Source organism: Enterobacter sp. SA187 (assembly GCF_001888805.2).
Classification (GTDB): Bacteria; Pseudomonadota; Gammaproteobacteria; order Enterobacterales; family Enterobacteriaceae; genus Enterobacter_D.
This window is the reverse complement of the sequence record NZ_CP019113.1, coordinates 3,512,408-3,526,179: the sequence shown is the minus strand read 5'-3', so window position 1 is coordinate 3,526,179 and position 13,772 is coordinate 3,512,408. Positions and strand designations below refer to the sequence as shown.

At 56.4% G+C, this 13,772-nt stretch carries 12 protein-coding genes; 5 read left to right on the top strand and 7 right to left on the bottom strand.

Features of this window, described 5'->3' with window-relative positions; genetic code table 11:
• Nucleotides 1-24: 24 nt before the first annotated feature.
• Nucleotides 25-2,418 carry a phosphoketolase family protein gene (locus BMF08_RS16845; RefSeq protein WP_072568686.1) on the bottom strand — a complete coding sequence of 798 codons (2,394 nt, stop codon included), beginning with the start codon at nt 2,416-2,418 and terminating at the stop codon, nt 25-27.
• A gap of 231 nt (nt 2,419-2,649) precedes the next feature.
• Here BMF08_RS16845 and BMF08_RS16840 point away from each other — a divergent pair, with 231 nt between their 5' ends.
• The 3 genes from BMF08_RS16840 to BMF08_RS16825 are packed head-to-tail and all read left to right on the top strand — an operon-like array spanning nt 2,650 to nt 5,452.
• Nucleotides 2,650-3,471, top strand: coding sequence for an ABC transporter ATP-binding protein (locus BMF08_RS16840; protein ID WP_072568685.1), 822 nt, complete (start codon nt 2,650-2,652; stop codon nt 3,469-3,471).
• Nucleotides 3,472-3,491: 20 nt separating this feature from the next.
• Nucleotides 3,492-4,448, top strand: a complete 957-nt coding sequence (locus tag BMF08_RS16830) for an ABC transporter substrate-binding protein (protein ID WP_072568684.1) — start codon at nt 3,492-3,494, stop codon at nt 4,446-4,448.
• On the top strand, nt 4,448-5,452 hold the full coding sequence (locus BMF08_RS16825) for a FecCD family ABC transporter permease (protein ID WP_072568683.1): 1,005 nt from the start codon (nt 4,448-4,450) through the stop codon (nt 5,450-5,452). Before BMF08_RS16830 ends, BMF08_RS16825 begins: the two co-directional genes overlap by 1 nt.
• A gap of 58 nt (nt 5,453-5,510) precedes the next feature.
• On the opposite strand, the gene ychF is transcribed toward BMF08_RS16825, so the two are convergent.
• Both ychF and pth read right to left on the bottom strand, forming a co-directional pair.
• On the bottom strand, nt 5,511-6,602 hold the full coding sequence (ychF, locus tag BMF08_RS16820; RefSeq protein ID WP_072568682.1) for a redox-regulated ATPase YchF: 1,092 nt from the start codon (nt 6,600-6,602) through the stop codon (nt 5,511-5,513).
• Between the two features lie 126 nt (nt 6,603-6,728).
• On the bottom strand, nt 6,729-7,313 hold the full coding sequence (gene pth, locus BMF08_RS16815; protein ID WP_072568681.1) for an aminoacyl-tRNA hydrolase: 585 nt from the start codon (nt 7,311-7,313) through the stop codon (nt 6,729-6,731).
• A gap of 272 nt (nt 7,314-7,585) precedes the next feature.
• On the opposite strand from pth, the gene ychH reads away from it, so the two are divergent.
• Nucleotides 7,586-7,864 carry a stress-induced protein YchH gene (gene ychH / locus BMF08_RS16810; RefSeq protein ID WP_072568680.1) on the top strand — a complete coding sequence of 93 codons (279 nt, stop codon included), beginning with the start codon at nt 7,586-7,588 and terminating at the stop codon, nt 7,862-7,864.
• 54 nt (nt 7,865-7,918) lie between these two features.
• On the opposite strand, the gene dauA is transcribed toward ychH, so the two are convergent.
• From dauA to lolB, 4 genes are all read right to left on the bottom strand, one after another.
• Nucleotides 7,919-9,607: a C4-dicarboxylic acid transporter DauA gene (dauA, locus tag BMF08_RS16805; protein WP_072569461.1), complete on the bottom strand. Its 1,689-nt coding sequence runs from the start codon at nt 9,605-9,607 to the stop codon at nt 7,919-7,921.
• 116 nt (nt 9,608-9,723) lie between these two features.
• Nucleotides 9,724-10,671: a ribose-phosphate diphosphokinase gene (prs, locus tag BMF08_RS16800; protein ID WP_088218684.1), complete on the bottom strand. Its 948-nt coding sequence runs from the start codon at nt 10,669-10,671 to the stop codon at nt 9,724-9,726.
• Between the two features lie 124 nt (nt 10,672-10,795).
• Nucleotides 10,796-11,662, bottom strand: a complete 867-nt coding sequence (ispE, locus tag BMF08_RS16790) for a 4-(cytidine 5'-diphospho)-2-C-methyl-D-erythritol kinase (RefSeq protein WP_072569460.1) — start codon at nt 11,660-11,662, stop codon at nt 10,796-10,798.
• Nucleotides 11,662-12,285, bottom strand: coding sequence for a lipoprotein insertase outer membrane protein LolB (gene lolB, locus BMF08_RS16785; RefSeq protein WP_072568678.1), 624 nt, complete (start codon nt 12,283-12,285; stop codon nt 11,662-11,664). The genes ispE and lolB overlap by 1 nt, the downstream gene beginning before the upstream one ends.
• Nucleotides 12,286-12,485: 200 nt before the next feature.
• On the opposite strand from lolB, the gene hemA reads away from it, so the two are divergent.
• A complete protein-coding gene (hemA, locus tag BMF08_RS16780; RefSeq protein ID WP_072568677.1) occupies nt 12,486-13,742 on the top strand; it encodes a glutamyl-tRNA reductase in 1,257 nt (418 codons plus the stop codon).
• Nucleotides 13,743-13,772: the final 30 nt, after the last annotated feature.

Sequence of the window (13,772 nt, the reverse complement as noted above, 5' to 3'; positions counted from 1 at the left end):
TCAGTAACTGATGCAGCCGTTTTTTTATTCAGGAATATTTGCGCCATCCTGCTGTGACGGCCATTTCCATCCCTGTACCTCCGGCAGATCCTCGCCGTATTCCCGCACATAACGGTGATGGTCGGCAATTTTTTCCGCCAGCGCATCAAGAATGGCATCCGCTTTTCCTTCCAGCGAAGGGATATGCTGAATGGCATCCTGCGCCAGATGGAAGCGGTCCAGTTCATTGAGCACCGTCATGTCAAACGGCGTGGTTGTGGTGCCTTCTTCAATAAATCCATGCACGTGGAAATGCTGCTGGTTCTTGCGCTTATAGGCCAGGCGGTGGATAAGTCCCGGATAACCGTGGAACGCAAAAATCACCGGCGTATCCGACGGGAACAGCGCCTCAAAAGCGTCGTCGTCAAGACCGTGCGGATGCTGATCCTTTGTCTGCAATGCCATCAGATCCACCACGTTCACCACCTGAATGCGCAACTCCGGCAGGTAGCCGCGCAGCAGATCCACCGCCGCCAGCGCCTCCATTGTCGGCACATCCCCCGCACAACCAATCACCACATCCGGCTTTTCACCTTCCTGTACGGTACCGGCCCAGTGCCAGATCCCCATGCCCGCCGCGCAGTGTTTTTCTGCTTCCTCCAGCGTCAACCACTGAGGCGAAGGCTGTTTCCCGGCGACAATCACGTTAATGCGATCCCAGGTTTTCAGGCAGTGATCGGCGACGCAGAGCAGGGTATTGGCATCAGGCGGCAGATAGATGCGCACAATATCGGCTTTTTTATTCGCCACATGATCAATAAATCCCGGATCCTGATGGCTGTATCCATTATGATCCTGCCGCCACACGTGCGACGAAAGCAGATAGTTAAGCGAGGAAACCGGTTTACGCCAGGGAAGCTTGCGCGTGACTTTCAGCCATTTCGCGTGCTGGTTAAACATCGAATCGACAATATGTATAAAGGCTTCATAGCAGTTAAACAGACCGTGGCGGCCGGTAAGCAGATACCCCTCCAGCCAGCCCTGACACTGATGCTCGCTCAGGATTTCCATTACCCGGCCATCCGCCGCCAGTTGCTCATCATAGCTTTTTTTCGGCAGCAGCCAGGTACGACTGGTGACATCGAAAACTTTGCCCAGCCGGTTCGATTCGGTTTCATCCGGCCCGAACAGCCGGAAATTATCCGGGTTTTGCTGAAAAATTCCCGCCAGATAAGCCCCCAGCGCGGCGGTGGTGCCGGTTTGCGTCTCGCCGGGTGAGGCGACATCAACGGCAAATTCCCGCAGCGGCGGTGTGTTCAGCTCACGGCGCAGCAGCCCCCCGTTTGCCCAAGGCGATGCCCCCATGCGCTTCTCACCGGACGGGGCGAGGGCGCGCAGCTCTTCTTTCAGCAGGCCTTTCTGGTCAAAGAGATCGTCCGGCTGATAGCTGCGCATCCACTGTTCAAGGATGTGACGATGATCGTCGTTTTCCCGGCAGGCGGAGACGGGCACCTGATGCGCGCGCCAGAAATCTTCCACCTTTTTATTATCCACGCTCTGTGGACCCGTCCAGCCTTTTGGACTGCGCAGGATTATCATCGGCCAGCGGGGCAGCGTGGAAGACGCCGTACCCGCTCGCGCCTGCTGCTGATAATCGCGGATAGCATTGAGGGCGTTATCGAGGGTTTCCGCCATCTGGCGATGCATTTTTTCTGGCTCGTGACCGCTTACCAGCAGCGGCTCATAACCATAACCCCGGAAAAGATCCTGCAAATTCTCATCGCTGGCGCGACCGAGGATCGTCGGATTGGCAATTTTATAGCCATTCAGGTGCAGGATCGGCAGTACCGCGCCGTCGCGCGCCGCATTGATAAATTTATTGCCAAACCAGCTGGACGCCAGCGGGCCGGTTTCCGCTTCGCCATCGCCAATGACGCAGGCAGCGATCAAGGAAGGGTTGTCAAACACCGCGCCAAAAGCATGCGACAGCGAGTAGCCCAGCTCGCCTCCTTCGTTAATCGACCCTGGCGTTTCCGGGGCAGCGTGGCTTGGAATACCGCCCGGGAAGGAAAACTGTTTAAACAGCTTCTGCATCCCTGCGGCGTCCTGGCTGACGTCCGGATAAATTTCGCTGTAGCTGCCTTCAAGCCAGGTGTTCGCCACCATGCCCGGCCCGCCATGCCCGGGGCCGCAGATATAGATCATATTCAGATCGCGCTCGCGGATGGCGCGGTTGAGGTGAGCATAAATAAAATTCAGGCCGGGCGTGGTACCCCAGTGCCCCAGCAGGCGCGGTTTGATATGTTCCGGTTTAAGCGGCTCGCGCAGTAAGGGGTTATCCATCAGATAAATTTGCCCGACGGAGAGATAATTCGCGGCTCGCCAGTAGCGATCGATGAGTGCAATGTCATGGTCAGAAAGAGAAGATGTCTGTGTCATGCGTTCCCCGGATGGTTAGCGGTGCCAGTAAAACAGAAGGTAGTACAAGCCTGGCATAAATCAGGAAGAGGGTAAGGCGGGTATGGCAGGGGATAGTCTGAAAAGAAAACCCTCGTTTGATCTTTATGTCTTGGGCGGGGGGCATAAATCGCAGCAGCAGAGAAAATGGATTTTCTGCTTAATGTTATGTTATAACATATTGCATGTGTTTCTTGATCAGTAAACAGCATCGTGAAAAACAACAGCGCTATCCCGCAAACAGGCCATGCGGATGCACAGGATTGCGTTCTGAGTGTCGATATCCGGTCTTCCGGGCGACCGGGGGGCGGAAGGTTACTTTCAGACATCCGTTTTACGGTTAATACCGGGGAATGCCTGGCCATTATCGGGCCTAACGGCAGTGGGAAATCGTCATTATTACGGGCCATCAGTCAGGAACTGACGTCCCTTCACGGCGACATTCGTCTGCGGGGCCGGTCTTTATCCTGTCTATCTCCTCAACAGCGGGCCAGACAGGTAGCTGTACTGGCGCAAAATGATACGCCTGATTTACGGCTTTCCCTGGAAGACTATGTGGCGCTGGGGCGTATTCCTCATGCCGGACGTGTGCCGCGCCATGAAGATGACGCGATTATCGCCAGCGCCATTAAAGAAAGCGGATTGCAGCACCTGCGCAGGCGATCGCTGTTTGCCCTTTCTGGCGGCGAAAGGCAGCGGGCGGCGCTGGCACGTGTACTGGCGCAGACGCCTGATCTGATCCTGCTGGATGAACCGACCAACCATCTCGATCCCCCCGGGCGCGAGGAATTACTGTCGCTGGTGAAAAGTAAGGGGATGGCGGTGGTGGCGGTTTTGCACGATCTGACCCTTACGGGATCCTTTGCCGATCGGGTGCTTCTCCTGTCACAGGGGCGTTCCACAATCTGCGACACCCCGGATAAAGTTCTGATTTCAGAACACCTGTATCCCGTCTTTGGATTAACCAGCTTTACCGTACCGCACCCTGAGACAGGAAGGGCGTTGCGTATTTTTGAAGTGCCGCATTGTGCGTAAATGAATTCTGAGAGTCAGTCATGAAAAAAATGCTTATCACCCTGCTGGCCGTGCTGTCTGTTTCTGCAGCCAGCGCGGCAGATTTTCCGGTGACCATTGAGAGTTGCGGAACGCCGGTGACCTTCACCGGCCCGCCGAAAAGAGCGATTATCAACGATCTGAATATGGCGGAAATGGCCTTTGCGCTGCATCTGCAGGATCGCATTGTCGGGCTGACGGGGATCAGCGGCTGGTACAAGATGACGCCGCAATTTAAACAGGCGATGGGGACGATCCCGGAACTGGCGCCAAAGTATCCCGGGCTTGAGGTCTTACTGGCCGCGGAACCTGATTTCTTTTTTGCCGGCTGGAACTATGGCATGAAGCCCGGCGGTGAAGTGACGCCGGATACCTTAGCCAGATACGGCATCAGGACCTTTGTTCTCAGTGAAAGCTGCGTATTCACCACTGCACACAAAAATAAAGCCACTATGGATCTGTTGTATAACGACGTCCTCACGCTGGGTAAGATTTTTGGTAAGCGCGAAGAGGCGCAGGCGCTGGTCAGCGGCTGGAAAAAAAGACTCAATGCCTTACCAGAGCGGGCCGCGGGAACCCGACCTTTAAAGGTCTTTGTTTATGATTCAGGCGAGGATAAGCCCTTTACCAGCGGCAAATACGCCATGCCTGAAGCGATCATTGAGGCGGCTGGCGGTAAAAATGCGCTGGACGCGCTGGAGACCAGCTGGGGCACGACCTCATGGGAAAGCGTCGCGGCGACGGCACCGGACTTTATCATTTTGCTGGATTACCAGGCGGGCAGCGGCGCGGACGCGCTGCGTCATTTTCTGGAGAATCATCCGCTAATGAAACAAACCCCCGCGGTTCAGCATCAGCGCTACCTTAAACTTCAGTATGCCGAACTGACGCCGGGACCGGCTAACGTTGAGGCGGTGGAAAAGCTGGCGCGGGCGATGTACCCGACGGCGGCAAATTAATGCGTATGGCCTACCGCTATCACTGGGCGATGTGGGGCGCGCTGGCGGTGTTGATCGGCTTAATGCTGTTCAGTATTACCCGCGGCGCGGTTCCTCTCACGCTGTTACAGGTGCTGGGGGCGCTTAAGGTGGTGGATGTACCGGTAACAGCTATGGTCACCACTATCGTCACGGATTTGCGCTTACCCAGGACACTCCTTGCGGCACTGACCGGGGCGGGGCTGGCGATGGTCGGGGCGCTATTGCAGACCACCACGCGTAATGACCTGGCGGATCCCTTCCTGTTTGGCCTCTCATCCGGCGCGTCGGCCGGGGCGGTTCTGGTGATCACCCGTTTTGGCGATCGGCTGGGGGCCCTGACGCTGCCCGTCGCGGCGTTTGCCGGGGGGCTTTGTTCGGCAATCGCGGTACTGCTCCTGTTTCATTTTAAAAAACAACGCGGCGCTGAGCATCTGGTGCTTTGCGGGCTGGCCATCTCGTTTTTATTTGGCGCGCTCACCAGCTATTTGATTTTTTCCGGCGATCAGCGGGCAGCCAGTTCCGTGCTGTTCTGGTCACTGGGCGGGCTGGGGTTAGCCACCTGGAGTAATCTTCCCTTCGCGCTGCTCAGCCTGCTGGTGATCGTTATTTTTGTCCTGTTCCGCTGGCGCGCCCTGGATGGCGTACTGGCCGGAGAACAGACCGCGCTCTCGCTGGGTATTAACGTCAGCCGCCTGCGCATCGAGATATTTCTCTGCTGTGCACTGGCGACCTCACTGCTGGTGGCATTAACCGGCGTAATTGGCTTCGTGGGATTAATGGTGCCGCACCTGTGCCGGCATTTCGCGGGGGTAAAGCATCTGCGCTTGCTGCCGTTATGCGGCATCTGGGGGGCGATCCTGCTGTGCGGCGGGGATATTGTCAGCCGGACAATGCTGGCGCCGCAGGAGTTGCCGATTGGCATTATCACGGCGGGTATCGGTGGCGTGTTTATTATCACCTTACTGGCACGGAACGCACCCTGAAGCGCGGGCAAAAAAAATCCACGCCGGAGCGTGGATTTGAGCAGGTATAACGCGATCGTCAGACGTTGAACAGGAAGTTCATCACGTCGCCATCTTTCACGATGTAGTCTTTGCCTTCCGCACGCATCTTACCGGCTTCTTTCGCGCCCTGTTCGCCTTTGTAGGCGATGAAGTCTTCAAACGCGATAGTCTGGGCGCGGATAAAGCCTTTTTCGAAATCGGTATGGATCTTACCGGCAGCCTGCGGGGCAGTGGCGCCAACCGGGATGGTCCAGGCACGCACTTCTTTCACGCCAGCGGTGAAGTAAGTTTGCAGGTTCAGCAGTTCGTAACCGGCACGGATCACACGGTTCAGGCCCGGCTCTTCCAGACCCATTTCCGCCATAAATTCAGCGCGATCGGCATCGTCCAGCTCAGCGATATCCGCTTCAACCGCCGCACAAACGGCAACCACCACTGAACCTTCTTTGGCGGCGATTTCGCGCACTTTATCGAGGTACGGGTTATTTTCAAAACCGTCTTCGTTAACGTTGGCGATGTACATGGTCGGTTTCAGCGTCAGGAAGCTCAGGTAGCGGATCGCGGCTTTGTCTTCGTCGGTCAGGTTCAGGGAACGCAGCATGCCCGCTTCAGCAAGGTGAGGCAGACATTTTTCCAGCGCCGCCTGTTCAGCCTTCGCGTCTTTATCGCCGCCTTTGGCTTTTTTCTGCACGCGGTGCAGGGCACGTTCGCAGGTATCCAGATCGGACAGCGCCAGCTCGGTGTTGATGACGTCGATATCCTCAGCCGGATCGACTTTATTATTCACGTGGATAATGTTGTCGTTTTCGAAGCAACGCACCACGTGACCAATAGCTTCGGTTTCACGGATGTTGGTCAGGAACTGGTTGCCCAGGCCTTCACCTTTGGAAGCGCCTTTGACCAGGCCTGCGATGTCCACGAATTCCATGGTGGTCGGCAGAATGCGCTGCGGCTTGACGATTTCAGCCAGCTGATCCAGACGCGGGTCAGGCATCGGCACAACGCCGGTATTCGGCTCAATGGTACAGAACGGGAAGTTCGCCGCTTCGATGCCCGCTTTGGTGAGCGCATTGAACAGGGTAGATTTACCGACGTTCGGCAAGCCGACGATACCGCATTTGAATCCCATGGTTTAAATCACCTTAATGTCTTGATATTCAACCCGTTAGAGATAACAGATTGTAGAAAAGTTAATAACTCTGCCTATTATACACGTAACCATCATCGTGCGGGGCAAAAAAGCCATGCACCGCGCTTACTGGGCCTTAAAAGTATGCAGCCGGTTGGTCGCTTTGGTTAACCCATCCGTAAGCCAGATTTCGGTACAGCGCGCCGCTTCGTCTACCGCATCGTCGATCAGCTTCTGTTCGGAGACAGGCGGTTTGCCCAGCACGAAGCCGACAACTTTGTTTTTATCGCCCGGATGACCAATTCCCACCCGTAAGCGATGAAAATTGGGGTTATTGCCCAGCTTGCTGATAATGTCTTTCAGGCCGTTATGCCCGCCATGCCCGCCGCCCAGTTTGAATTTTGCCACGCCCGGCGGCAGATCCAGCTCATCATGCGCCACCAGGATCTCATCCGGATTGATGCGATAGAAGGTAGCCATCGCCGCCACCGCTTTACCGCTGAGATTCATAAAGGTGGTGGGCACCAGCAGGCGCACATCGGCGCCGGCAACGTTAATGCGCGAGGTGAAACCGAAGAATTTCGGCTCTTCACGCAGTGGCGCGCGAAAGCGTTCGGCCAGTAAATCAACATACCATGCACCCGCATTGTGGCGGGTGGCAGCATACTCAGCGCCTGGATTGGCCAGGCCGACAATGAGTTTAATCGTCACGTCTTCGTTCCTGAAGGGATCACATTTTGGGGCGTAGTTTACGTGGTGCGGGGCCGGTTGACAAAGTTCTGCTGCGGTTATCAGGAAATCCCAATAATTCAGAGTGTGAACTATTAGAAAATCAAGCAGTTCAGCGGTTTATATGTAAAGTTGTGTTTATCTGATGTTAATAACTGTGATCGTCGCCGCAACCGTTCTGCGGGGTGTTGCCTATACTTTACACACAAGGAACAGGGACTTTTCCCTGCAACCCGGCATCCCGGAGGTGACAGATGAAACGCAAAAACGCGTCGTTGCTCGGTAACGTATTAATGGGGTTAGGGCTGGTAGTGATGGTGGTTGGCGTGGGCTACTCCATACTGAACCAGCTTCCGCAGTTTGACCTGCCGCAATACTTCGCCCATGGCGCTATTTTAAGCATCTTCGTCGGTGCGATCCTGTGGCTGGCGGGGGCGCGCGTCGGCGGGCATGAACAGGTATGCGATAAGTACTGGTGGGTGCGTCACTACGATAAACGCTGCCGCCGCGACCAGAATCATCGCCACAGCTGATAACATTGGTTCTGGCCTTCAGGCCCGGCAAGCTTGCGCCGCCGGGCCATAGCGTCACAGATCGGCCAGCGCCGCAGTTTTATCCGGATAGAATGACAGACGCCCTTCAATCGGCTTAATACCCGCTCGCGCCATAGTGCGCAGCGGCTGGAACTCCAGATTACTCACCCGCAGTTCACACCCTTCCGGCAGACGTTCCACCAAGCGCTTAAACGCATCCAGCCCGCCCGCGTCCAGCACCGGCACCGCATCACATTTCAGCACCACTATGCGTTTGCCCACGCAGCGCGTCGCCAGATCGGTAAACAGGCTGTCTGCCGCCGCGAAAAATAACGGTCCGATCACCCGCAGCACCAGTACATCTTCCGGCACTTCGACATTTACCGTTGCCAGCCGCGTCATGCGCGCAATACGGCGCATAAACAGCAGCGAGGCGAGAACGATGCCGACGCTGATGGCGATCACCATATCGAACAGCACCGTCAGCGACATGCACAGCAGCATGACAATGATGTCGTCTTGCGGGCCGGTGCGCAGCAGGTTCACCACTTTATGCGCTTCGCTCATATTCCATGCCACCATCAACAGCAGCGCGGCCATCGCCGACAGCGGCAGCCAGGAGAGCAGCGGGGCTAAGATCAGCAGCGCGAGGATCACCAGCAAAGCGTGGATGACAGAGGAAACAGGAGAGGTTGCTCCGGCGCGCACGTTGGCCGCCGAACGGGCGATGGCGGCGGTGGCGGTAATGCCGCCAAAGAAAGGCGCCACCAGGTTTCCCAGCCCCTGGCCAATGAGTTCGCCGTTGGCTTTATGCCGCGTGCCGGTCATGCCGTCGAGCACGACCGCGCAAAGCAGAGACTCAATGGCGCCAAGCATCGCCATAGAAAAAGCGGCAGGAAGCAGGGCGCGCAGGGAGGCCCAGCTCAGGGTAAAGTGCGATCCCGGCATATCCCAGGGCAGCACCAGCTGCGGCAGCAGTTGCGGAATACCGTTGCCGCGGGTGCCGTCTGCCAGCACATAATGGAACTGCGAGCCGATGGTCGCCACATGGCCGCCCGCGAGGTTAACCACCACCATCACGGCGCAACCTGCCAGCAGCGCGGGCAGATGGCCGGGCAGGCGGATCCCAAGCCGGGGCCAGAAAATCAGCGTGCCAAGGGTCACCACGCCGATGGCGGCATCCCCCGGATTGAGTGTCGGCAGCGCGCCTGCCAGCGCGCCTACTTTTTGCAGATAGTGTTCAGGCACCTGTGTGAGATGCAAACCGAGAAAATCTTTGATCTGCATGGTGCCGATGGTGATGCCGATCCCGGAGGTAAAGCCAAGTGTGACCGACAGCGGAATATACTCAATCAGGCGACCAAAACGGGCGAGGCCAAACAGGATCAGGAATACGCCGGACATCAGGGTGGCGACCAGCAGCCCCGCCAGCCCGAACTGTTGAGATACCGGATAAAGGATCACCACAAAAGCGGCAGTAGGACCGGAGACGCTGAAGCGCGAACCGCCGGTCAGCGCAATGACAATCCCGGCAACCGCCGACGTGTACAGACCATACTGCGGGGCCACGCCGCTGCCAATCGCCAGCGCCATCGCCAGCGGGATGGCAATAATGCCGACGGTGATCCCGGCAATCAGATCGCGGGTAAAGCGCGACAGAGAGTATTTTTCTTTCCAGCAGGCGTCGATAAGGGCGCGAAAAGGAAGAGCATCAAAAGACGTCAATTTTTTCACTGTTTTCATTTCATTCAGGCGCAATCCATTTATTTCATGAATAATTAAAATGGAAAGCATTAATCATACAAATAAAAATCACAGACAAAAAAACCCGCCGCGGCGGGTTTTTACGCTGTGTCCGATTAGTGCTCGAACATCGCAGAGATGGATTCTTCGTTGCTGATACGACGAATCGCTTCCGCCAGCATGCCTGACAGGGTCAGGGTACGGACGTTCGGCAGAGATTTGATTTCGTCAGTCAGCGGAATGGTGTCGCAAACCACTACTTCGTCGATGACGGAATGACGCAGATTGTTAGCCGCATTGCCGGAGAAGATCGGGTGAGTCGCGTAGGCGAATACACGCTTGGCGCCACGTTCTTTCAGGGCTTCAGCCGCCTTACACAGGGTACCGCCGGTATCGATCATATCGTCAACCAGCACGCAGTCACGACCGGCCACGTCACCAATAATGTGCATCACCTGGGAGACGTTCGCGCGCGGGCGACGTTTGTCGATGATAGCCATATCGGTATCGTTAAGCAGTTTGGCGATAGCACGGGCACGCACCACGCCGCCGATGTCCGGAGAAACCACAATTGGGTTATCCAGATTCAGTTGCAGCATGTCTTCCAGCAGGATCGGGCTGCCGAACACGTTATCAACCGGCACATCAAAGAAGCCCTGGATCTGTTCAGCATGCAGGTCAACGGTCAGTACGCGGTCAACGCCCACGCTGGAGAGGAAATCGGCGACAACTTTTGCGGTAATAGGCACACGCGCGGAACGCACGCGGCGATCCTGACGGGCATAGCCAAAGTAAGGAATAACAGCGGTGATACGACCTGCAGAAGCACGACGCAGCGCATCAACCATAACAACCAACTCCATGAGGTTGTCATTGGTGGGAGCACAAGTGGACTGGATGATGAAAATATCACCACCGCGTACATTTTCATTAATTTGTACGCTGACTTCGCCGTCGCTAAAGCGACCTACAGCGGCGTCGCCGAGGGAAGTGTACAGGCGGTTGGCAATACGTTGTGCTAGTTCCGGGGTGGCGTTACCAGCAAAAAGCTTCATATCAGGCACGAGAAGAACCTCAGGCATGCGTCCAGTGGTGGATAGCGTCGCCAAAAACTGTGCGGGCCAGGCAAAACACTATCCAGCGGTGTATTAAAGAGCGCGATGCAACGTCTGGAACAGGGTGACGTTGTCACCGGAGCTCAGGTTGCCCAAACATAGCCTGGTGCAGTGGAGAAAGGTTTACACCTTTCGCGACAAAACCATGTAGCCAGTCCGGGGCTTGCTCCAGCACCTGACGCGCAGAGGACTCGGTGTCAAATTCAGCAAAGACACAAGCTCCTGTGCCAGTCAGGCGCGACGGCGCGTATTCTAACAGCCAGGAAAGCGCGGCATCAACCTCGCGAAAACGTTTTCTTGCGATAACCTCGCAATCGTTGCCGAATTCACAATTTAGCAACGTATTAATTGACCTTTTCGGCGTGTCTCTTGGCAAATCAGGATCTTTGAAAATAACCGGGGTAGGAATACTGACGCCGGGATGCATCACCAGATACCATTTTTCCGGCGGATCGACCGGGATCAACTGCTCACCCACGCCCTCTGCGAAGGCCGCATGACCGCGCACAAATACCGGCACATCCGCGCCAAGTTGCAGGCCCAGATCCGCCAGTTCATCCACCGACAAGCCGCAGCCCCAGAGATGGTTCAGCGCCACCAGCACGGTGGCGGCATTAGATGAACCGCCGCCCAGACCGCCGCCCATGGGCAGACGTTTTTCAATGCGGATGTCAGCGCCGCTCCCGGCTGGCAGACAATCACGCTGACGGGCGGCGTCCATTAATAACCGCGCCGCGCGCACGATGAGGTTTTCCTCATCCGGCACGCCAGCCACCGGCGTCAGCAGGCGGATAGCGCCATCGTGACGGGGCGCGATACTGAGGGTGTCACCATAATCCAGAAACTGAAACAGCGTCTGAAGCTCGTGATAACCATCGCTGCGCTGACCGGTAATGTATAAAAAGAGATTAAGTTTTGCCGGAGAGGGCCACTGGGTCATCATTTCACAATCCAGTTATCCATTTTGAGTTTGATGCGCTGTCCGTCCTGCGTCAGCTCCATATTGGCGGGCAGGCTCGGTTTGGTTTTCTCGTCATAGTCGCCGTAAACCACTTTCCAGGTTTTGCCGCCTTCAGAGTAGTTCAGTTCGCTCAGACGGTACTGGCTGTCGAGTTTGTAGTCTGTCGCCTCGCCCGGCAGACCCAGGATCCACTGGCGCAGGCTATTGAGCGGGATCGGCATGCCGGTCAGCTTGCTGATGGTCTCTTCCGCATCGGTCGCGGTATAGCGCTGGCCTTTATTATCGACGATCTGCACGTTACCCGGACGGGCGCTCAGCTCAAGCTCGGTGCTGCCCAGCGGATTGGTCAACAGCAGACGGTAGTTATCCTGGCCGGTTTGCTGCCAAAAATAACGGGCATAAACTTTCTGCTCAGGGGAAATATAGGCAAAGGCACCGCGGGTCTGATACTGGTTAAGATTACGCACTTCCTGCTGATGCTGCCGCCACTGCGGGGAGTCAGGGCTTTTACCCGGTCCTTTTGGCGCGGTGAGTGTACATGCGGTCAGCACAAGGCTGGCGAGCGGCAGAAGGCGGAGCAGGCGGGTATTGGCTGACATCATAATGAGGAAAAATCCTTGTAATACGTTGCAGTTATATCGTTAATGCTAGCGCCGCGGCGGCACAGCGTCTACGTTCAACTTGTCTTAAATCATTATATTATCGATTACTCCAAAAGGGGGCGCTCTCTTTTATTGACCTCACGCATCCTGTATGATGCGCACAGACTAACCTTATCAACGCTGGTACTACTCCCGCTGACATGACCCTTTTAGCGCTCGGCATCAACCACAAAACTGCGCCTGTTGCGTTGCGAGAACGTGTTTCGTTTTCGCCGGATACGCTCGACCAGGCGCTGGAAAGCCTGCTGGCTCAGCCAATGGTGCAGGGCGGCGTGGTGCTCTCGACGTGCAACCGCACCGAGCTTTACCTCAGCGTGGAAGAGCGTGACGATTTACAGGAAGCGTTGATCCGCTGGCTGTGCGATTACCATCATCTTAATGAAGAAGAACTGCGTAAAAGCCTCTACTGGCATCAGGACAACGACGCTGTAAGCCATCTGATGCGCGTCGCCAGCGGGCTGGATTCACTGGTGCTGGGCGAGCCGCAGATCCTGGGCCAGGTCAAGAAAGCCTTTGCCGATTCCAGCCGCGGGCACCTTAACGCCACCGAACTGGAGCGCATGTTTCAGAAATCCTTCTCGGTGGCCAAACGCGTGCGTACGGAAACTGACATCGGTGCCAGCGCCGTCTCTGTCGCCTTCGCCGCCTGTACGCTGGCGCGTCAAATCTTTGAATCGTTATCCACCGTCACGGTAATGCTGGTCGGCGCGGGTGAAACCATCGAACTGGTGGCGCGTCATCTGCGCGAGCATAAAGTGAAGAACATGATCATCGCCAACCGCACCCGCGAACGCGCACAGGTGCTGGCGGATGAAGTGGGTGCCGAGGTGATTTCGCTCAGCGATATCGATGAGCGCCTGAAAGACGCCGACATTATTATCAGCTCCACGGCCAGCCCGCTGCCGATCATCGGCAAAGGCATGGTGGAACGCGCCCTGAAAGCCCGTCGTAACCAGCCGATGCTGCTGGTGGATATCGCCGTGCCGCGCGACGTCGAGCCGGACGTCAGCAAGCTGGCGAACGCCTATCTGTACAGCGTCGATGATTTACAGAGCATCATTTCCCACAACCTGGCGCAGCGCAAAGCCGCCGCCGTGGAAGCGGAGACCATCGTTGAGCAGGAAACCAGCGAATTTATGGCCTGGCTGCGTGCGCAAAGCGCCAGCGAGACCATTCGCGAATACCGCAGCCAGGCCGAACAGGTGCGGGATGAACTGACAGCAAAAGCCCTCGCAGCCCTGGAAAAGGGCGGCGATGCGCAGGCCATCATGCAGGATCTGGCGTGGAAACTGACCAACAAGCTGATCCACGCCCCAACCAAATCTCTTCAGCAGGCTGCCCGTAACGGGGATGACGAACGCCTGCATATTCTGCGCAACAGCCTCGGGCTGGAGTAGCACAACAACCTCTAATAACAGAACAGGGTG